Below are 19,736 nucleotides of genomic sequence, written 5' to 3'. Positions count from 1 at the left end.
GCCGCGCAGGGTACGCGCTCCGTACACGGCCCGGAGGTGCCGGGCCGCCGAGGAGGCGGGATTCATGGGACTCGGAGGATGCATCATCCTCATCGGCGCGGGGGCGATCCTCGCCTTCGCGACCGACTGGCACATGGACAGCGTCAACGTTGATCTGGTCGGCTGGATCATGATGATCGTCGGCATCATCGGTGTCTGCGTCTACGCGAGCGTCATCCGGCGCCGCCGCATGGTCGTACCGCCCACCACGACGGTGGTGTCCGACGACGAACGGCACCTGTGACCGGGCGCGATCCGGCCATACCCCCGGAACGCCGCGCCGGACTCCCCGATATTCTGGGCTCTTGCCCGTGACCCGGCACCGGGCGCGTCCAACCCGGGAGGGAAGCCGCTCGTGGAGTTCCGGCTGCTCGGCACCGTCTGTGTGGACACGCTGACCGGTCCGCTGCCGCTCGGCCCCGCCAAGCGCCGCAGTCTGCTCGCCGCCCTGCTGCTGCACGCCAACACCCCCGTATCGATGGCCCGGCTGACGGACTGCCTGTGGGACGACGAACCGCCGCTGCACGCGCGGACGGTGATCCAGGGCCATGTCTCCCGGCTGCGGGCTCTGCTGGTGGACGCGGACGCGGAGGCGTACGGGGTCGAGCTGGCGACGCTCGGGGACGCGTATGTGCTCCGGGTGCCGGAGACACTGCTGGACTCCCAGCGGTTCGAGGAACTGCTGATGCTGGCCCGCGAGCAGCGGGGCCCCGCGGACACGGTGCTGATGCTGAAGGAGGCCCTGTCGCTGTGGGAGGGCCCCGCTCTCACCGGCACCTACGCCAGCGCCCCCCTGCAGGCGGCGGCCCACGCGCTGGAGGAGTCCCGGCTCTCGACGGTCGAGCAACTGGCCCGTGCGTACGGGGAGCTGGGCGAGCACCACCGCGCGGCGGCGGTCCTGCGCGCGGAGTCGGTCGCCCACCCGCTGCGCGAATCCCTGGCGGCGGGCCTGGTGACGGCCCTGTACCGCTCGGGCCGCCAGTCCGAAGCGCTGGACTGCTTCCACCGGACCCGCCGCCTGCTGGCCGACGAACTGGGCATCGATCCGGGCCGCGAACTGGCCGACGCGTACGCCCGCATCCTGCGGGGCGACGAGGGCCCGGTCCGCCGCACGGAGCCCGCCGGGGCGCCCGAAGCGGTGGCCGCCGGGCCCGTGGCCCCCGGCCCGCAGGCGCCCGACGCCGCCAATGCCCCCGACACGACCGGCGCGGAGGCCGGGGACCACGGGCCCGGCGCCCCAGCCGCACCCGCCGTGCCCTACGGGGGAGCCGCGCTCGCGGCGGCGCCCGTCCTCGCGGCCGCGCAGGCCGTCGATCTGCTGCCCCGTGCCCCGCGCGGGTTCCACGGGCGCGGCGCCGAGCTGACCGCCCTGTCCCGGGCCGCCGCCGGGGAGGCGCCCGTGTGCCTGGTCACCGGGCCCGCCGGGGTCGGCAAGACCGCGCTGGCGCTGCACTGGGCACGCCGGTCCCCCGCCGCCTTCCCGGACGGGCGGCTGTTCGCCGATCTGCGCGGGTTCGGGGACACCGCCGAGCCGACCCCGCTGGAGGTGCTGCGGGAGTTCCTGCTCGCGCTCGGGGTGGCGCCCCGCCGCGTCCCGGAGTCGGCGGCCGGCGCGGCGGCCCTGTTCCGGTCGCTGACCGACCGGCTGAGTCTGCTCGTCGTGCTCGACAACGCCCGCGCCTCGGCGCAGGTCAGGCCGCTGCTGCCGGGCGGGGCGGACTGCGTCACGCTGGTGACCAGCCGGCATCGGCTGGAGGGGCTCATCGCCTCGGACGCCGCCGTCCCCGTCCCGCTGGACATACTGGAGCCGCCGGACGGCACCGCGCTGCTCGCCGGGGTCCTCGGCGAGGAACGGGTCCTGGCCGAACCGGTGGCGGCAGGGCGGCTGGCCGAACTGTGCGGCGGACTGCCCCTCGCCCTGCGGGTGACGGCGGCCCGGCTGGCCGGCCGGCCGCAGTGGACGCTGGCCGCCATGGCCGACGAACTCGCGGACGAGCGGAGCCGGCTGTCGTACCTGAACGTGGAGGACACCGGCGTCTCCGCCGCGCTCCGGCTCACCGTGCAGCAGTTGCCGGCGGACGCCGTCCACCACCTCAGCCGGCTCGGCCACCACCCGGGCAGCCACTTCGACCCGTACACCGCCGCCGCGCTCGCCGGGAGCGACCCGGTCACCGCCGGGGCCGCGCTGGAACGGCTCGCCGCCGCCCATCTGGTCACGGAGGCCGGTCCGGGGCGCTGGATACTGCACGATCTCGTCCGGCTGTACGCGCGCGGGCTCGACCCGGAGGCCGGGCCGGACGCGCTCCGGGGCGTGCTCGACCACTACATCGCCACCGCGCTCGCGGCCGCCGACACGGCGGAACCGGGCGGCGAGCCCTGCTTCGTCCTGCCCGACGGCTACCGCGCCCCGGCCGCGATCCGGGACTTCACCGACCGGACGGCGGCCATGCGGTGGCTGGCCGCCGAACGCGAGGACCTGACCCTGGCCGCCGCGGCCGCCAGGGCCGCCGGGCTCGACGACCGGGCCTGGCGGATCATCCTGCTCCAGTGGCCGCACATGGTGTGGCGGGTCCGGGACGGCTGGACGCCGATGCTGGAGCTGGCCCTCGCCGCGGCCCTCGACCTCAAGGACCCGTACGCCGAATCACGGGTCCGCAATCTGCTCGGCTGGGTGCTGACGGAGGAGGGCAGGACGGGTGAGGCCGTCGCCGTGCTCGATCCGTCGCCCGGTCTCGCGCGGCAGTGCGGGGACCGGCTCGGCGAGGCGACCGCGCTGGTCAACCTGGCGATCGTGCAGGCCGAGCAGGGGGACCTCGAACTGGCGATGGAGAGCTGCGAACGGGCGCTGGAGCTGGCACGGGAGGAGCCCGACGCCCATACGGAGATGCTCGCGCTCCAGCACCTGGCCCGGATGCAGCTCACGGCGGGCCGGCCGCAGGACGCCCTGGACTCCGCCAGGACCGCCTTCGACCTGGGCCCCGAGCAGGAGGAGGCGGCCCGCCGGGTGCTGCTGCTTTCCGTCAGCGGGGAGGCGCGTCTCGCCCTCGGCGCGGAGGAGGAGGGCATCCGCCTCCTGGACGAGGCCGCGTCCGAGGCGGAGCGCGCGGGCTACGACGAGGGCGCGGTCCGGGCCCTGGAGGCGCTGCTGCGCGTCACAGCGAGCCCGGACTACGTGCGCCGCCGGGACGAGGCGGCGCGCCGCCTGTCAGCCGACGCCTGACCCGTCCTCGTCCAGGCCGGCCAGCACCAGCGGCAGCCGGGCGGCCCCGCCCTCCGTGACGCGGACCGGGACGCCCCAGTCCTGCTGGTGGACATGGCAGGCCGGGTACTCGTTCGCCGGGTCGTCGTCGCAGGACGCGGCCATCGCGGAGACGTGGAGGACGCCCTCGGTGACGCCGTCCGCGAGGACGAGGTCGCGGAACAGGTCGGTGCCCGCGCCGTCGCCCGAGGCCAGCAGTTCCGGCGGGGTGGCGGAGACCAGCAGCCGGGTCGAGGGCCCGTACCGGGTGTCCAGCTTCTGCCCGGCGGGGGCCTGGAAGACGATGTCGAGCCGGAGCGCGCCGGGCGCGACCTCGGTGGCCGCCCGCTGGGTGCGGTGGGCCCGCTCGGCGACGCGTACCGCCTCCTCGGGCAGCCGCAGCCGGGTCAGCCGGTGCCGGGCGGACTCCACGACGACGAGGTCGCCGTCCACCAGGACGGCCCCGCTGGGCTCCCGCAGATCCGTGGCGAGGGTGGTGACCTCGTCGGTCGCGGGGTCGTAGCGGCGCAGGGCGTGGTTGTACGTGTCGCAGACGGCGACGGACCCGTCCGGGAGGGCGGTGACGCCCAGCGGGTGCTGGAACAGGGCCTGCCCGGCGTCCCCGTCCCGGTGGCCGAAGTCGAAGAGCCCGGTGCCCACGGCGGTGTGCACGGCGCCCTCGTGGTCGACCCAGCGCAGCGCGGACGTCTCCGAGTCGGCGACCCACAGCCGCTCGCCGGCCGCCGCGAGCCCGGACGGCTGGGCGAACCACGCCTCCGCGCCGGGCCCGTCGACCAGGCCCTCGTTGGTGGTCCCGGCGGCGGCGCCTACGGTGCCGTCCTCGGGGTCGTACGTCCACAGCTGGTGGACACCGGCCATGGCGATCCAGAGCCGGTCGCCGAACCAGGCGACGTCCCACGGCGAGGAGAGGTCGGTCTCGCGGGCCGGGCCGCTGGTGGCCGCGCCCTGCCACCACTGGCGGCCGGTACCGGCGAGGGTGGTCGTCTCCCCGGTGGTGAGGTCGAGCGCGCGGAGGGCGTGGTTGACCGTGTCGGCGACCGCGATCCGCCCGTCGGGCAGCAGGGCGAGGCCCTGGGGCTCGCTGAAGCGGACCTGCTCCGGCCCGCCGTCGGCGAACCCGCGCTCGCCCGTTCCGAAGTGCCGGCGCACGGTCTCGCCGTCCGGGTCCAGCTCGACCAGCCGGTGCCGGGTGGTGTCGGAGACCAGGAAACCGCCGTCCGCGAGGAGCAGCGCCTTGCCGGGGAACCGCAGATGGGTGGCGACCGGCTCCGGCGCCACGTACGGGCCGTCGCCGCGGCGCAGGGTGCCCTTCGCGCCGTGCTCCGCCTCCAGCTCCTCGACCAGCTTCTCGATGGCGTGGGCGTGCCCCTCACCGGCGTGCTGGGCGACGACATAGCCCTCGGGGTCGATGACGACGAGCGTGGGCCAGGCGCGTACGGCGTACTGCTTCCAGGTGGCCAGCTCGGGGTCGTCGAGCACCGGGTGGTGGACCTCGTACCGCTCCACCGCGTCCACGACGGCCTGGTGCTCGGCCTCGTGGACGAACTTCGGTGAGTGCACGCCGATGACCACGACGGTGTCGCGGTGCTTCTCCTCCAGCTCGCGCAGCTCGTCGAGGACATGCAGACAGTTCACACAGCAGAAGGTCCAGAAATCCAGGACGACGATGCGTCCCCGCAGGTCCGCGAGGGTGTACTGCCGGTCGCCTGTATTGAGCCAGCCGCCCTTGCCGACGAGTTCGGGGGCCCTGACGCGCGCACGTGTTGCCATGGCAACAGTCAACATCACCGTGGCCTCCCCGCATTCCGCCGGTGGGTCGGGGAACCTGGGGGCCATGAGACTTCTTGTGCGCGAGCGCCTCCTCGGCATCGGTGACGACTACTGGATCGAGGACACGGTGGGCCGCAAGGTCTTCCTGGTCGACGGCAAGGCCATGCGGGTGCGCGACACCTTCGAGCTGAAGGACGCGCAGGGCCGCATCGTCGTCGAGATCCGCCAGAAGCTCCTCAGCCTGCGCGACACGATGCTGATCGAACGCGACGGCGAGCAACTGGCCCGGATCAAGCGCAAGCGGCTCTCGCTGCTCCGCAACCACTACCGCGTGACGCTGGTGGACGGTACCGAGCTGGACGTCAGCGGCAAGATCCTGGACCGCGAGTTCGCCGTGGAGTACGACGGTGAGCTGCTGGCCCAGATCTCCCGCCGCTGGCTCACCGTGCGCGACACCTACGGCATCGACATCGTCCGTGAGGACGCGGACACGGCGCTGCTGATCGCGGTGGCGGTCTGTGTGATCGTGCTGGCGGAGAAGGAGCACGAGGACTGACCGCGCGGTCGTACGCCGAAGGGCCCGTGTTTCACGTGAAACACGGGCCCTTCGGCTGACGGGTCTATCCGGTCGGGCCCAGGCACCGGTCCTTGAGCGCGGGGAACTGCTCCCGTGTCGCGGCGACCTTGGCCACGTCGAACTCCACGGTCAGCACCTCCTCGCCCCCGCCCGCCTCCGCGAGCACCTCGCCCCAGGGGTCCACGACCAGGGAGTGTCCGGCCTGCGGGACCTCCGCGTGGGTGCCGGCGCAACCAACAGCCAGCACATACGCCTGGTTCTCGACGGCACGGGCCTGTGCGAGCAGGGTCCAGTGGGCGCGGCGGCGCTCGGGCCAGCCGGCGGCGACGACCAGGGTTTCGGCCCCGGCGTCGATCAGGCCCCGGAACAGCTCGGGGAAGCGCAGGTCGTAGCAGGTGGCCAGGCCGAGCGTGGTCATGGGCAGGGCGACGGTCACCAGGTCCTCGCCGGCGCCCATCATGACGGCCTCGCCCTGGTCGAAGCCGAAGCGGTGGATCTTGCGGTAGGCGGCGACCCGTTCGCCCCGGGGGGAGAAGACGAGCGCGGTGTTGTAGAGGGTGCCGTCGTCCGCCCGCTCCACGATGGAGCCCGCGTGCAGCCAGACCCCGGCCTCGGCGGCGGCCTCCGCCATCGCCCGGTGCGTCGGTCCGGTCAGCGGCTCCGCCTCGTCCTCGAACGCCGTGTAGGAGAAGGCGCCGACGGGCCACAGTTCGGGGAGCACCACGAGGTCCGAGCCCCGTTGTCCGACGACCAGTGAGGCGGCCCGCCGCCTGCGGGAATCGACGGTTTCGTCCGGGTCTACTGCGATCTGGATGAGGGAGGCGCGCACACTACCACCGTCCTGGCATTCGAGCCGTCGACACGGCCTACGATCGTCACACGAAAGCACTGCCGGGGTGCCTGCTCGCAGCGTAACTTAGCCATCGAACCCAATCGCCGCCCACAGCCCGCAGCCCGACCGCCCGCGCCCAGTTGCCCATGCACCGCAGAACCGCACGAGGGGTCACGTGACCGTCCATCCCAGCCTTCAGACCTACGCCGACGCCTGGACCCACTCCATCGAGTCGATAGCCGAGCTGGTGGGCCCGCTCACCGAGGGCGAGTGGAACGGCCGCACGCCCTGCCCCAACTGGTCGGTGCGCGACATCGTCTCGCACATCATCGGCATGGAGTGCGAGCAGCTCGGCGATCCGCGTCCGATCCACACCCTGCCGCGCGACCTCTTCCATGTGCAGAGCGACTTCGCCCGCTACATGGAGATGCAGGTGGACGTCCGGCGCCACCACACCGCGCCGGAGATGACCTCCGAGCTGGAGTACACGATCATTCGCCGGGCCCGGCAGCTGCGCAACGAGACGCGGGACCCGGAGACCATGGTGCGGGCGCCACTGGGCGCCGAGCAGACCCTGGAGACGGCGCTGCGGATGCGCGCGTTCGACGTCTGGGTGCACGAGCAGGACCTGCGCACGGCCCTGGGCCGGCCCAGCAACCTGGACTCCCCCGGCGCCGCGGTCGCCCGCGACATCCTGCTGTCCGGGCTGCCGAAGGTGGTGGCCAAGAGCGCGGGGGCACCGGCCAACTCCGCGGTCGTGCTGGATGTGCACGGGGACCTGGAGTTCCTGCGCACGGTGCGGGTGGATGCCGAGGGGCGCGGTTCGCTGGACGTCGCTCCGTCGCTCGGGCCGGCTGCCACGCTGTCCATGGACTGGGAGACGTACGTACGGCTGGCCTGCGGCCGGGTGCGCCCCGCCGCCGTCGCGGACCGGATCAAGACGGAGGGCGACCAGGAGCTGGCCGACGCGATCCTCCAGCACTTCGCCGTCACCCCGTAACCCCGGACACGGCCCCGGCACACAGCGGCGCCCGCCCCCACGAGGGGGACGGGCGCGCCGCCGTTTCCGGGCCCGCACGGGCTCATACGGGCACGTGCACCGCTTCCACGCGGCTGATCACATAGGTCTCGCGCTCGCGGCGGGCGGCCTTCCGGCGCAGCCGCAGGATCTGGGTGACGCCGAGCGCCTCCAGGACGAAGACGGAGGAGAACGCCACCCGGTAGTCGTCGCCGGTCGCGTCCAGCAGGACGCCGACGGCCAGCAGGGTGGTCATCGAGGCGATGAAGCCGCCCATGTTGACGATGCCGGACGCGGTGCCCTGGCGCTCCGGCGGGTTGGCCGGGCGGGAGAAGTCGAAGCCGATCATCGAGGCCGGCCCGCAGGCCCCGAGCACCGTGCACAGGACGATCAGCAGCCACATCGGCGCGTGGTCGCCGGGGTGGAGGACCGTCGCCGCCCACAGCGTGGCCGTGGTGCCGACCGTGCCCAGGGCGAGCGGGACGCGCGCCGCGTGGTGGCGGGCGATGACCTGCCCGTAGACGAGTCCGAGCGCCATGTTGGACAGCACCACGAGCGTCAGCAGCTCACCGGCGGTCCCCCGGTCCAGCCCCTGGTCCTCGACCAGGAACGGCATGCCCCACAGCAGCAGGAACACCATGGCCGGGAACTGCGTCGTGAAGTGCACCCACATGCCGAGCCGGGTGCCGGGCTCCCGCCAGGCGGCGGCGATCTGCTTGCGTACGTAGGCCCAGCCGGCGTGCCGCACGGGTGGCGGCTCGTACCCCTCGGGGTGGTCCTTCAGGAAGAGCAGGAGCAGCACCAGGACCACGACTCCGGCCAGCGAGCTGCCGACGAAGGTGGCCGTCCAGCCGAAGCCGTGCAGGGCGCGGGCGATGACCAGGGTCGAGACGAGGTTGCCCGCCATCCCGAACAGGGCCGCGACCTGGCCGATCAGCGGTCCGCGCCGGGCCGGGAACCAGCGCGAACCCAGCCGCAGCACGCTGATGAACGTCATCGCGTCGCCGCAGCCCAGCAGCGCGCGGGAGGCGAGCGCCGTGCCGTACGAGGGGGAGAGCGCGAAGCCGAGCTGGCCGAGGGTGAACAGGACGGCCCCGAGGGTGAGGACCCGCTTGGTGCCGAGCCGGTCGACCATCAGGCCGACGGGTATCTGCATGCCCGCGTAGACGAGCAGCTGCAGGATGGAGAAGGTGGAGAGCGCCGAGGCGTTGACGCCGAACCGGTCGGCGGCGTCGAGCCCGGCGACGCCGAGGCTCGTGCGGAAGATGATGGCGACGAAGTAGACGGCGACGCCGATGCCCCAGACCCAGACGGCGCGCCGGCCGCCCGGCGGGTCACCGGGCAGGGGCAGCGTGGGCGCGGCGGCGGAACTCAACGGTCCCCACCACCCATGACCAGCGCCTTGACCCGGCCGACGTGGCGGCGCACGACCCGGGCGGCGTCCTCGGCGTCACCGCCCCGGATCGCCTCCAGCAGCTCGCCGTGCTCCGCGATGTTGGCGGCGATCCTGTCGGGGTGGGCCTCCATGACGGCGACGCCCATCCGCAGCTGGCGGTCGCGCAGCTGGTCGTAGAGGCGGGACAGGATCTGGTTGCCCGCGTGCCGGACGATCTCGGCGTGGAAGCAGCGGTCCTTCACGGAGACGGTGGCCAGGTCACCGGCCTCGGAGTGGCGCCGCTGCTCCTCCAGGAGCGCTTCGAGGCGGGCGATGAGCTGCGGGGGCGCGGGCACGGCCTTCCGGGCCGCGAACTCCTCGACCAGCAGCCGGGTCTCCACCACGTCCGCGATCTCCTGCGCGGAGACGGCGAGCACCAGGGCGCCCTTCTTCGGGTAGAGCTTGATCAGCCCCTCGACCTCCAGGCGCAGCAGCGCCTCGCGCACCGGCGTCCGCGAGACCCCCACCGCCTCGGCGAGGCCGCCCTCGGTCAGCAGCGTGCCGCCCTCGTAGCGGCGGGCCAGGACGGCGTCCTTGACGTGCGTGTAGACGCGCTCGGCGGCCGGCGGTCGCTTGGCGGGCGGAGCGGCGGGCGTGGGCATCGCGGAAGGTGCGGGGGAAGCGGAGGGTGCGGGGGCAGGCATGCACACAGCATAGATACAACATGTACGCAAGCGCCGCCCCGGTCCACGATGCGGGCGGCGGCCCTACCGCTCGCAGGTCAGCAGGAGCGTGGTGGTGCCGTCCTCCTCGGCGATGTCCCGGACGTGCCGGAAGCCGACCTTCCGCAGGGCGGCCAGCGAGGCCGCGTTCGGCTCCGCCACCGTCGCGTGCACCTGGTCCAGCCCCAGCGCCTCGAATCCGTACGCGACGATCCTGCGCGCGAGTTCGGTGCCGAGGCCCTGGCCCCAGGCCTCGTGCGCGAGGGCGTAGATCAGCTCATGCCCCCCGACGGCCTTCGACGGCTTGATCTCCGCGTGCCCGACCATCCGGCCGTCCCTGCGCACGGCCCAGACGTCGAAGGCGCCCGGCTCGTACACATGCGTGAAGATGCGGGAGAAGAGGGCGCGGCAGCTCTCCTCGGGCTCGGGGCCGTCGCCGATCCAGCGGGAGACCCGGGTGTCCAGGAAGAGGGCGACGAAGTCCTCCTCGTCGGCGGGCACATACGGTTCGAGGACCAGGCGTTCGCTGCGCAGGGCAGGGGAAGGGGTCATGCCGGGGGACGCTATCCCAGCCCCTACGCGGAGGGCCCGTCGTTTTCCACCAGCCTCAGCACCGGGCGCTGCGGTGCGAAGTCGCCCAGGCCGAGCGCCGCCTCGCGCCACTGCGCGGCCAGTTCGAGCAGCCGCTCGTCGTCCTGGTCGTGGGGCGGCGCCGGCACGTCCGGCACGGTCCGCCACAGGATCGTCGCGGCGAACCGGACCGCGTGCAGTGCGGCCGTCGTATGCGCCTCGACCCCGTCGTCCCCCAACTGCCGCAGCGCCTCCAGGCGCTCGGCGAGGGCGAGGAGCTCGCCGTATGCCCTGACGGACTCCTGCGCACGCACGACATCGTCCACGGTTACCTCCGGCCTCCGGGGCGCTCGGCGCACCTGTCGCTGCGGTACGCCGGGCCGGCCCGCCGGCCCCCGTGCCAACGGGGGCTCGGATGTGACGCCGATGGTAGCCCCTGGCCACGGCACGTCAGCGCCCCACGCACACCACGAGCCCCGCGACGGCCCCCGGATGTCGTAAAAAATCACCCCCTCGGGGACCACAACCAAGGGGCGGGATCACTCGTCTTATCAGCGCGGCGGTACCTCATGTGGCCGCATTCCAGGGGCATTTGGAGCGTTTAACTTGAAACTCGGCATTAAGGGCATACGGCGCGCATCCGCCACCGCCACGGTGGCCCTCACGACGGGCGCCCTCATCGCGGGTGGCGCCTTCGCCTCCACGGCACAGGCCGCCACGCCGAAGGCGCCCTCGATCGTCGCCAAGGGCGGCTTCGTGATGAACAACGGCACCGGGAAGACGCTGTTCACCAAGGCCGCGGACACCCGCCGCTCCACCGGTTCGACGACGAAGATCATGACCGCGCGCGTGGTGCTGGCCCAGAAGGGCCTGAACCTGGACTCCAAGGTCACGATCCAGAAGGCGTACAGCGACTACATCGTCGCCAAGGGCGCCTCCTCGGCGCGGCTGATCGTGGGCGACAAGGTCACCGTTCGCCAGCTGCTCTACGGCCTCATGCTGCCCTCGGGCTGCGACGCGGCCTACGCGCTGGCCGACAAGTTCGGCTCCGGCAAGACCCGCGCGGCGCGCGTGAAGTCGTTCATCGGCAAGATGAACAGCACCGCCAAGTCGCTCGGCCTGAAGAACACGCACTTCGACTCGTTCGACGGCATAGGGAACGGGTCCAACTACTCGACCCCGCGCGACCTGACGAAGCTCGCGAGCAGCGCGATGAAGTACTCCACGTTCCGCACGGTCGTGAAGACGAAGTCGACGAAGCAGAAGGTCACGACGAAGAGCGGTGGCTACCGCTACATGTCGTGGACCAACACGAACAAGCTGCTGGGCAGCTACAGCGGCGCGATCGGCGTGAAGACGGGCTCGGGCCCGGCGGCCAAGTACTGCCTGGTCTTCGCCGCGACCCGCAAGGGCAAGACCGTCATCGGCACGGTCCTGACCTCGTCCTCCGAGGCGAACCGCACGTCGGACGCGAAGAAGCTGATGGACTACGGCTTCAAGAAGTAGCCGGTACGCGAGTCGGACAGGGCCCCGCACGCCACCGCGTGCGGGGCCTTTCGCGCTCCCGACGCCCCCGGCGGCCCCGGCGCCCCCGCCGGAAAACCGCCGGAAAACCGGTGGAACGGCGCCTCGGCGCACCGCTACCTTGCTCGCCGGGCCAAGCCGTCGCCGGCGGCGCCCGCCATCCGCCGTCCCCGGAAAGGGCGTCCGTTGTACATCGCGTGAGACCTCCCCACTGCTGATCTGTCGCGCGTCGCGCCTGTGCGCCGCGCTGCTTACCGCTGCGGATTTCTCACCTGAAACCGGTGTACTCCTGTGCTCATCCACTGGGCCGTCGTGCCCACCCGTCTGCCCCTCGTCCTGCGCCGCTGCCCCGCCTGCGGGCCCGCCGGCTTCCGCGCGCACGGCAAGTTCCGCGTCAACGCGAACCACAAGCTGCTCGACGCCTGGCTCCTCGCGCTCTGCACGGGGTGCGGGGACACCACGAGGATCACGATCCTGGAGCGGGCCCACGTCCGCTCGATCCGGCCCGAACTGCTGGACCGGATGCACGCCAACGACCCGGCCCTGGCGGCCGAACTCCTCCAGGACGGCGTCGTGCGGCGCCGCAACCACATCGCCCTCGACTGGACGGACGCCTGGCGCCTGGACACGGGCGACGACGCCCCGCCGGACCGGGGGGCCGTCGAGGTGTCGGTGCGCTTCGGGGCGCCGATAGCCGTCCGCCCGCTCCGGCTGATAGCGGACGGCTTCGGCCTCTCCCGCGCCGAGGCGGAACGCCTGCTCGCTGAGGGGCGACTCGTCTCCCCGGCGCGCCTGACGGGCCGGACGTCGAACGACTTCGGCTTCCTGCTCAAGCGCTGAGGGCGTCGCGCGGGGCGGGGGCCCGCCCCGTCCCGCGCAAGTACGGAACCCCGTACCCGCGCGGGCCGTCAGTGCGCCGCGAGCCTCCCCACGAGGGTGATCGCGCGGAACAGCAACGCGCGCTCCTCCTCGCTCAGTTCCGCGTCGATCGCGCGGGCCAGCCAGTCGGCCCGGCGCTCCCGCTCCTCCTCCAGGAGCGCGCGCCCGGCGCCCGACAGCTCGACCAGGCTCTTGCGGCCGTCCGTGGGGTGGGCGCGCCGGGTGATCAGCCCCTGGTCCATGAGCAGCCCCACGGCACGCGCCATCGACTGCGGCCGCACGCGCTGGGCGGCGGCCAGCTCGCTGGTGGTCATGGCGCCGTTGCGGTCCAGCTCGCCGAGAACGGCCACCTGGCCGAGCGGCATCTGGTCCTCAAGCTTCACGCGGCGGGTGAGCTTGCCCATCGCTGTACGCAGCTCGGCGGCGATGGCGGCGGATTCCGGGAGGGGCATACCGAACTTTAACGCGGGGTCACGGAGCGGAACCGCGCAGAGCGCACTGATCAGCCCGTACTGCGCAGCAGAACTGTTCAGCACAGCTTCTCAGTCAAACTGAACAGCATTGCTGTAGAGTCGGTCTCAGCCGGGTCCCGCGCCACCGTCGTCGCAGCCGGACCGCGGCACGCGACAACGGGAAGGACCACTCCCATGACCGCCATCACCTCCGTCACCGGCCGCCGCGTCCTGGACAGCAGGGGCAACCCGACCGTCGAGGTGGACGTACGTCTCGCCGACGGGTCGCTGGGCCGGGCCGCGGTCCCCTCCGGGGCGTCCACCGGCGCCCGCGAGGCCGTGGAACTGCGCGACGGCGACCCGGCCCGCTGGCACGGCAAGGGCGTCGACCGGGCCGTGCACCACGTCAACACCGAGCTGACCGCGGCCGTCGTCGGCCGCGACGCGGAGGACCAGGCCGGGCTGGACGCCGCGCTCGTCGCGGCGGACGGCACGGCCACGAAGGCCCGGCTGGGCGCCAACGCGATCCTGGGCGTCTCCCTGGCAGCGGCCAAGGCCGCGGCGGCGGCCCACCGCCTGCCGCTGTACCGCTACCTGGGCGGGTCGGACGCCCGGCTGCTGCCCGTCCCGATGATGAACATCGTCAACGGGGGCGCGCACGCGGACAATCCGCTGGACTTCCAGGAGTTCATGATCGCCCCCATCGGCGCCGCCACCTTCGCCGAGGCGGTCCGGATGGGCTCCGAGATCTTCCACACCCTGCGCCGCGACCTGCTCGCCGCCGGCCACTCCACGGGCGTCGGCGACGAGGGCGGCTTCGCGCCCGCCCTCCGTACGGCGGAGGAGGCCCTGGACTTCGTCGTGGCGGCCGTCGAACGCGCCGGATACCGGCCGGGCACCGACATCGGGCTGGTCATGGACCCGGCGACGTCGGAGTTCTTCCGGGACGGCGTCTACGACTACGCGGGGGAGGGCGTACGCCGCACCCCGGCGCAGCACGCGGACCACCTGGTGAAGCTGATCGACGACTACCCGGTCGTGTCGGTCGAGGACGCGATGGCGGAGGACGACCTGGCGGGCTGGCGCGAGCTGACCGCCCGCGTCGGCGACCGCTGCCAGCTCACCGGCGACGACGTGTTCTGCACCAACGACGCGCTGCTGCGCGAGGGCATCGCGACCGGGGTCGCCAACTCGATCCTGGTGAAGGTCAATCAGATCGGCACGCTGACGGAGGCGATGGCGACGGTCGGCACCGCGCACCGGGCGGGCTACACGGTCGTCATGTCGCACCGCTCCGGCGAGACCGAGGACACCACGATCGCGGACCTGGCGGTCGCCACGGGCTGCGGCCAGATCAAGACGGGCTCGCTGTCCCGCTCGGACCGCACGGCCAAGTACAACCAGCTGATCCGCATCGAGGAGGAACTCGGCGAGTCCGCCCGCTACGCGGGCAACGCCTTTCGCGGTGCCGGTGCGCACATCGTGTGACGGGATCGGGCAGGGGTGAAGGACCGGTGTACGGCCCTGGTGGGCCCCCGGGGCCGCGCGTAGACTCCGTGCCCCTCAACACCGCCCGCAGGGGCGGCACTTGAGGATCACCGAGTCACGCGTCCGTGGGAGGACCAGATCGTGAGTGCGCTTCCGACCATCATCGTCGTCGTCTTCCTCGTCCTCCTGATCGTGTGGATCATCAGCTCGTTCACCGGGGGCCGCAGGGACGACCACCGCGGCGGAGGCCACTGACCCGGACCCGAACACCAGGGCCCGACGCCGCCGCCGGCGCCTCAGCTCCCGCCGGACGCGGCCCGGCCGGCCGGGAGGTTCTCGCGGGTCCACGCGGCCAGCAGCCGCAGCGCCGTCTCCGACGGGGAGCCCTCCTCCACCGTGTGCGCGACGAGCGCCTGGTCCGGGTCGTCGGGGAGGCGCAGGGTCTCGAAGCCGAGGTCCAGTTCGCCGACCACCGGGTGCCGGTAGAGATACCGGCCGTGGGTCTTGTCCTTGAGCCGGTGCTCCGCCCACAGCTCCCGGAACTCCGGTCCGGCGGCCGACAGTTCCTCGATCAGCTCCGCGGTGCTCGGGTCGCCCGGATGGCGCCCGGCGTCCAGCCGGAGGTACGCGGCCACATCGCCGGCCTTGACCCGCCAGTCCGCGTACAGGCTGCGCGTCCCCTCGTCCAGGAACACCAGCCGGGCGAGGTTCCGCTGCCGGGGCGGCAGGGCCCCGAAGTCGGTGATCAGCGCCGCCGCGAGCCCGTTCCACGCCAGCACGTCCACATTGCGCCCGACGATGTACGCGGGCACGTCGGCCGCCGATTCCAGCAGCCGGCGCAGCCCCGGCCGCACCCGCTGGGTCCCCGGCTCCTGCCCCGGCCGGTCCGCGTCCGACCACGGCCGGGCCAGCCGGTACAGGTGCCCGCGCTCCACCTCGCTCAGGCGCAGGGCACGGGCGACGGCGTCGAGCACCGCTTCGGAGAAGTGCAGAGTGCGCCCCTGCTCCAGGCGGACGTAGTGGTCCACGCTCACTCCGGCCAGCCGGGCCAGCTCCTCCCTGCGGAGTCCGGGGACCCGGCGCTGACCGCCGTAATCCGGAAGTCCGGCCTCCGCGGGGCTGAGCCGGGCTCGCCGGGACCGCAGGAATTCGCCCAACTCCGCACGCCTGTCCAGTGCCATGGGGCCAGTATCCCCGGCGCTCCGGCCGTGTGACCGTGCCGTGCCTGGTCATGCCGTGCCCAGGCACGGGATGCCACTGGGCGGGGAGGCTGCGGGTGCCCAGAGTGGGTTGCGCCGGAACGGTTCCACCCGGCGGCGACCACACCAACCCCCTTTCCACGAGGAGTACTCGACCATGACCGGCACCCCTCTTCCCGCTCTTCCCCTCGGCACCACCGGTATGGAGATCAGCCGTCTCGGCTTCGGCTCCTGGGCGGTGTCCGGCTCCGGCTGGCAGTTCGGCTGGGGCCCCACCGACGACGCCGAGTCGATCGCCGCCATCCGGCACGCGATCGACTCGGGCGTCAACTGGATCGACACGGCCGCCGTGTACGGCCTGGGCCACTCCGAGGAGCTGGTCGGCAAGGCCGTCGCCCCGCTCCCGGAGGGCGAACGCCCGTACCTCTTCACCAAGGCCGGCCTGGTCTGGGACCCGGACAACCCGACGGCCGCGCCCCGCCGGATCATGCGGCCGGACAGTGTGCGCCGGGAGATCGAGGACTCGCTGCGCCGGCTGGGCGTCGAGCGGATCGACCTGTACCAGGTGCACTGGCCGGACACCGGCGAGTCCCTGGAGTACGTGGGCGAGGGCAACGGGCCGGTCTCCGCGAACGCCACCCCGCTGGAGGAGTACTGGCAGGTCATGGCCGACCTCAAGGCCGAGGGCAAGGTGCGGGCCATCGGCCTGTCCAACCACTCGCCGGAGCAGCTGGCCGCCGCGGAGCGGATCAGCCACGTCGACGTCGTGCAGCCGCCGTTCTCGGCGATCCGGCGTTCCGCCGCCGACGAGATCGCCTGGGCGCACGCTCACGGCACGGGCGTCATCGTGTACTCGCCGCTCCAGTCCGGGCTGCTGACCGGCGCGTTCTCCGCCGAGCGGGCCGCCACGCTGCCGGCCGACGACTGGCGGGCCGTGCACAGTGACTTCACCACCGGGCTGCCGGCCAACCTCCGGCTCGTGGACGCGCTCCGCCCCGTCGCCCAGCGGCACGGCGCCACCGTCGCGGAGATCGCCCTCGCCTGGGTCCTCGCCTGGCCCGGCATCACCGGCGCGATCGTCGGCGCCCGCAAGCCCGGCCAGGTCGACGGCTGGATCGGCGCCGGCTCGGTGCGGCTGGACGCGTCCGACCTGGCGGAGATCGCGACCGCCATCACCACCTCCGGCGCGGGCACGGGCCCGGCCCGCCACTGACCGCCTCACCTCTCAGGAGAACCCATGCCCCTCACCGTCGTCGCCGAGTGCCTTGCCGCCCCCGGCCAGGAGGACCGGCTCCGCACCGCCCTGGAAGCGATGATCGAACCCTCCCTGGACGAGCCCGGCTGCCTCGCCTACCGCCCCTACGCCGACCCCAACGACGGCGCCCGCATGGTGATCGTCGAACAGTGGACGAGCCCCCGGGCCCTGGCGGAGCACTTCACCACGCCCCACTTCCACCACGCGAGCAAAGTCCTCGACCGAATCCTCGCCGAACCAATGAAAATCCACCGCCTGATCCCGGCCTGAACCGGCGGCCGTCAGTCCTCCGCGTCCTCCTCCGCGAGGTCCTCCTCCGCGAGGGTCAGTGCGTCGGCCAGCATGCGGACCGCGAACCCGCGGTCGTCCGTGATGCGGTTGATCTGCTCGGCGAGCAGGAACGCGGTCACCTCCAGGGGCGCCATCTCCTCCTCGGTCCAGTTCCCGTACTGCATGCGCCAGAGGTTGGGGCTCAGGCCCGTGCCGGCGGCGACGACCATGCCGACCATCGTGGGGATGACCTCGGGAGCCACGCTCCGGGTCATCCGGCTCATCGCCTCCACGAAGCCGGGCACCACGTATTCGAGGACGTCCTTGTCATGGGCCTCGTGGCACTCGCGCAGCCACGTCATGAGCATGTAGATGATCGTGCAGGTGCCGTCCACCAGCTCATAGGCGCCACCGGGACCCATGGACGCCATGAAGTTCCGTACGAGCATCCGCTGTTCGTCGTCCGGACCGCTCTCTCGGTCGTCGCTGTAGATGGTCTTGAGCCGGGAGTCCATCAGCAGCAGGGCCGCGCTCACGTCGCCGGCGGGCGCGTACTGGGGGTCGCAGGTCGAAGGCACGGCGTTTCTCCCTATGTTGACTGCGGTGAGTAGTGCCCCGTGCGTCCAGAGTAGCCCGCAGACCGCCTCCGTACGGAAAGATCCCGCTCAACTCCCCCTGGCCATAAGCTGACTCGCGCAGCGCGGTACGACACATCCGGTGCGTACGTGAGAGGTGTGGGGATGACGGCTTTGGAGGCGCTCGGCTCGGACGACCCGGCCGAAATGGGGTCGTACCGACTGCTGGGCGTACTCGGGAACGGCGGCATGGGCCGGGTCTACCTGGGCCGGAGCCCCGGCGGACGGCTCGTCGCCGTGAAGGTGGTGCACCGGCACCTGGCGGCCGACCAGCGGTTCAGGGCGCGCTTCGCGAGCGAGGTGTCGGCGGCCCGGCTGGTCAGCGGTCAGAAGGGCGGCGGCCGCACCGCGCCCGTGCTGGCGGCCGATCCGGAGGCCGAGGTGCCGTGGGTGGCGACCGGCTACGTGGCCGGCAGCGACCTCGCGGGCGTCGTCGCGGACCACGGCCCTCTGCCCGAACGAACCGTACGCGTCCTGGGCTCCGGGCTCGCCGAGGCGCTCGGCGCCGTCCACGCCCAGGGGCTCGTGCACCGGGACGTCAAACCGTCCAACGTGCTGCTGGCCCTCGACGGGCCGCACCTGATCGACTTCGGCATCACCCGCGCCGCCGAGTCCGCCACCCACCTCACCACCACCGGGGTCGTCGTCGGCTCGCCCGGCTTCATGGCGCCCGAACAGGTCACCGGCGAGACAGCCGTCAGTTCCGCCACGGACGTCTTCTCGCTCGGCGCCCTCCTCGCCTACGCGGCGGCCGGGCAGCCCCCCTTCCCCGGCGCCGGCACCGCCCAGCTGCTCTACCGCGTCGTGCACGCCGAACCGCAGCTCGACGGGATCACGCCGGACGCCGTACGGGAACTGATCGCGGCCTGTCTCGCCAAGGAGCCCGCCGCCCGCCCGGCGCTCCCCGAGGTGGTACGGCTGCTGGCCGACGAGTCGGCGCCGTCCTCGCTCTGGCTGCCCCCGGAGGTCGCCGACGCGATCGGCCGCCGCGCCGTCGAACTGCTCCAGCTGGAGTCCGGCCCGGCGACCCCCGTACCGGCCCCGCCGCCACTGCCGCCACCGCCGCTCCACCCGCCCACGGCCGTGACTCCCGAGCCGGCGGGCCCCGGCTCCGGGCCGGTCGGCTCCGGGCCGAACGCCGTCACGATGACCGCCCGCGCGCGTGCCGTCCGCACTCCCGTGCGTGCCGTCCCCGCCCCCGTACGCCCACCGCGCCCGCCCGTCCCGCCGTCCCGGCGCGAACCGGCCGCGCCCGTCCCGGACGTACCCGTACCGCCCGTTCCCGTACCGCCGCAGCCGCGCGGGCGGGCCGGGAAGCCGGGGCTGTGGCTCGCCGCCGCCGCCTCCCTGCTGCTCGCCTCCGTCTTCGTCAGCTGGATCACGACGCAGCACGACGACAAGGCCGCCGCGAGCCCGGACTCCACCGCCGACCGGGCCGCCGCGAGCCCCGACCGCGAGGCCGCCGCGCTCCCCGCGTTCCTGGTCGGCCTCTGGAACGACTCGAGGACCGGGTACGGCAACCGGCTCGAACTGAAGGGGGGCCACCTCGGCGACGAGCTGGGTGTGCTCGTCGCCGATATCGAAGACCACGGGTCCGCCACCTGCAGATACCGCCTGACGCTCAACCGCGTGGACGCCGAAGGGCCCTTCGCCCACTTCAAGGGCGAACCGGTCACCGCCGGAAGCGACGACGTGTGCCAGGGGCCCGTGAACGTGGGGGTGCGGAGGCTGGAGGTCCAGGGGAAGCGCAGCGAGGACGCCCTCCAGTTCAGCGCCGACGCCCCGGTCACCTCGCTCGGCACACTGTGGAAGGCCCGCTGACCCGGCCGGCCGGACCCCGGACACGGCGAAGGGCCCGCGCCGACCTCGCGC

At 73.0% G+C, this 19,736-nt stretch carries 19 protein-coding genes; 10 read left to right on the top strand and 9 right to left on the bottom strand.

The window, feature by feature from the left end:
* Window positions 1-64 precede the first annotated feature (64 nt).
* Both OG710_RS14245 and OG710_RS14240 read left to right on the top strand, forming a co-directional pair.
* Window positions 65-283, top strand: coding sequence for a DUF6458 family protein (locus OG710_RS14245; RefSeq protein WP_239225275.1), 219 nt, complete (start codon window positions 65-67; stop codon window positions 281-283).
* Window positions 284-394: 111 nt separating this feature from the next.
* Complete coding sequence (locus tag OG710_RS14240; RefSeq protein ID WP_330239664.1) at window positions 395-3,259, top strand: AfsR/SARP family transcriptional regulator; 2,865 nt, start codon at window positions 395-397, stop codon at window positions 3,257-3,259.
* Here OG710_RS14240 and OG710_RS14235 read toward each other — a convergent pair.
* Window positions 3,245-5,068 (bottom strand): NHL domain-containing thioredoxin family protein, encoded by a 1,824-nt coding sequence (locus OG710_RS14235; RefSeq protein ID WP_330239663.1) that lies wholly within the window; start codon window positions 5,066-5,068, stop codon window positions 3,245-3,247. The two genes, OG710_RS14240 and OG710_RS14235, sit on opposite strands and share 15 nt — an antisense overlap.
* Before the next feature lie 64 nt (window positions 5,069-5,132).
* Here OG710_RS14235 and OG710_RS14230 point away from each other — a divergent pair, with 64 nt between their 5' ends.
* Entirely contained in the window at window positions 5,133-5,624 is a 492-nt protein-coding gene (locus tag OG710_RS14230) for an LURP-one-related/scramblase family protein (protein WP_330239662.1), read from the top strand.
* Between the two features lie 64 nt (window positions 5,625-5,688).
* Here OG710_RS14230 and OG710_RS14225 read toward each other — a convergent pair whose 3' ends face one another.
* Entirely contained in the window at window positions 5,689-6,474 is a 786-nt protein-coding gene (locus OG710_RS14225; RefSeq protein ID WP_330239661.1) for a carbon-nitrogen family hydrolase, read from the bottom strand.
* Window positions 6,475-6,652: 178 nt separating this feature from the next.
* Between OG710_RS14225 and OG710_RS14220 the strand changes: the two genes are divergently transcribed.
* Window positions 6,653-7,477 (top strand): maleylpyruvate isomerase family mycothiol-dependent enzyme, encoded by an 825-nt coding sequence (locus OG710_RS14220; protein ID WP_330239660.1) that lies wholly within the window; start codon window positions 6,653-6,655, stop codon window positions 7,475-7,477.
* An 82-nt stretch (window positions 7,478-7,559) separates the two neighbouring features.
* Here OG710_RS14220 and OG710_RS14215 read toward each other — a convergent pair whose 3' ends face one another.
* The 4 genes from OG710_RS14215 to OG710_RS14200 form a co-directional block, all read right to left on the bottom strand.
* The gene (locus tag OG710_RS14215) at window positions 7,560-8,870 is read right to left on the bottom strand and encodes an MFS transporter (protein ID WP_330239659.1); all 1,311 of its coding nucleotides are present in this window, start codon (window positions 8,868-8,870) and stop codon (window positions 7,560-7,562) included.
* Window positions 8,867-9,574 (bottom strand): GntR family transcriptional regulator, encoded by a 708-nt coding sequence (locus OG710_RS14210; RefSeq protein WP_443064256.1) that lies wholly within the window; start codon window positions 9,572-9,574, stop codon window positions 8,867-8,869. The genes OG710_RS14215 and OG710_RS14210 overlap by 4 nt, the downstream gene beginning before the upstream one ends.
* A 63-nt stretch (window positions 9,575-9,637) precedes the next feature.
* Window positions 9,638-10,144, bottom strand: coding sequence for a GNAT family N-acetyltransferase (locus OG710_RS14205; protein ID WP_330239658.1), 507 nt, complete (start codon window positions 10,142-10,144; stop codon window positions 9,638-9,640).
* 23 nt (window positions 10,145-10,167) lie between these two features.
* Window positions 10,168-10,488, bottom strand: a complete 321-nt coding sequence (locus OG710_RS14200; protein WP_330239657.1) for a hypothetical protein — start codon at window positions 10,486-10,488, stop codon at window positions 10,168-10,170.
* 280 nt (window positions 10,489-10,768) lie between these two features.
* Between OG710_RS14200 and OG710_RS14195 the strand changes: the two genes are divergently transcribed.
* Window positions 10,769-11,668: a D-alanyl-D-alanine carboxypeptidase family protein gene (locus OG710_RS14195; RefSeq protein ID WP_199563924.1), complete on the top strand. Its 900-nt coding sequence runs from the start codon at window positions 10,769-10,771 to the stop codon at window positions 11,666-11,668.
* 309 nt (window positions 11,669-11,977) lie between these two features.
* Entirely contained in the window at window positions 11,978-12,526 is a 549-nt protein-coding gene (locus OG710_RS14190) for a DUF1062 domain-containing protein (protein ID WP_330239656.1), read from the top strand.
* A 68-nt stretch (window positions 12,527-12,594) separates the two neighbouring features.
* Here the strand turns inward: OG710_RS14190 and OG710_RS14185 are convergent, their stop codons facing one another.
* Complete coding sequence (locus OG710_RS14185; RefSeq protein WP_330239655.1) at window positions 12,595-13,017, bottom strand: MarR family winged helix-turn-helix transcriptional regulator; 423 nt, start codon at window positions 13,015-13,017, stop codon at window positions 12,595-12,597.
* Between the two features lie 195 nt (window positions 13,018-13,212).
* Here OG710_RS14185 and eno point away from each other — a divergent pair, with 195 nt between their 5' ends.
* Complete coding sequence (eno, locus tag OG710_RS14180) at window positions 13,213-14,505, top strand: phosphopyruvate hydratase (protein WP_330239654.1); 1,293 nt, start codon at window positions 13,213-13,215, stop codon at window positions 14,503-14,505.
* A gap of 296 nt (window positions 14,506-14,801) precedes the next feature.
* Here eno and OG710_RS14175 read toward each other — a convergent pair whose 3' ends face one another.
* Window positions 14,802-15,686: a helix-turn-helix transcriptional regulator gene (locus OG710_RS14175; protein WP_330239653.1), complete on the bottom strand. Its 885-nt coding sequence runs from the start codon at window positions 15,684-15,686 to the stop codon at window positions 14,802-14,804.
* Between the two features lie 175 nt (window positions 15,687-15,861).
* On the opposite strand from OG710_RS14175, the gene OG710_RS14170 reads away from it, so the two are divergent.
* Complete coding sequence (locus tag OG710_RS14170; RefSeq protein ID WP_330239652.1) at window positions 15,862-16,917, top strand: aldo/keto reductase; 1,056 nt, start codon at window positions 15,862-15,864, stop codon at window positions 16,915-16,917.
* Between the two features lie 24 nt (window positions 16,918-16,941).
* Window positions 16,942-17,229, top strand: a complete 288-nt coding sequence (locus OG710_RS14165; protein WP_330239651.1) for a putative quinol monooxygenase — start codon at window positions 16,942-16,944, stop codon at window positions 17,227-17,229.
* 11 nt (window positions 17,230-17,240) lie between these two features.
* Here OG710_RS14165 and OG710_RS14160 read toward each other — a convergent pair whose 3' ends face one another.
* Entirely contained in the window at window positions 17,241-17,807 is a 567-nt protein-coding gene (locus OG710_RS14160; RefSeq protein WP_330239650.1) for a hypothetical protein, read from the bottom strand.
* A gap of 162 nt (window positions 17,808-17,969) precedes the next feature.
* Between OG710_RS14160 and OG710_RS14155 the strand changes: the two genes are divergently transcribed.
* Window positions 17,970-19,685, top strand: coding sequence for a serine/threonine-protein kinase (locus tag OG710_RS14155; protein WP_330239649.1), 1,716 nt, complete (start codon window positions 17,970-17,972; stop codon window positions 19,683-19,685).
* Window positions 19,686-19,736: the final 51 nt, after the last annotated feature.

It is taken from the genome of Streptomyces sp. NBC_00525 (genome assembly GCF_036346595.1).
Classification (GTDB): Bacteria; Actinomycetota; Actinomycetes; order Streptomycetales; family Streptomycetaceae; genus Streptomyces.
Note: the sequence above shows the minus strand (reverse complement) of the source record. Positions and strands in the feature narration are given on the sequence as shown.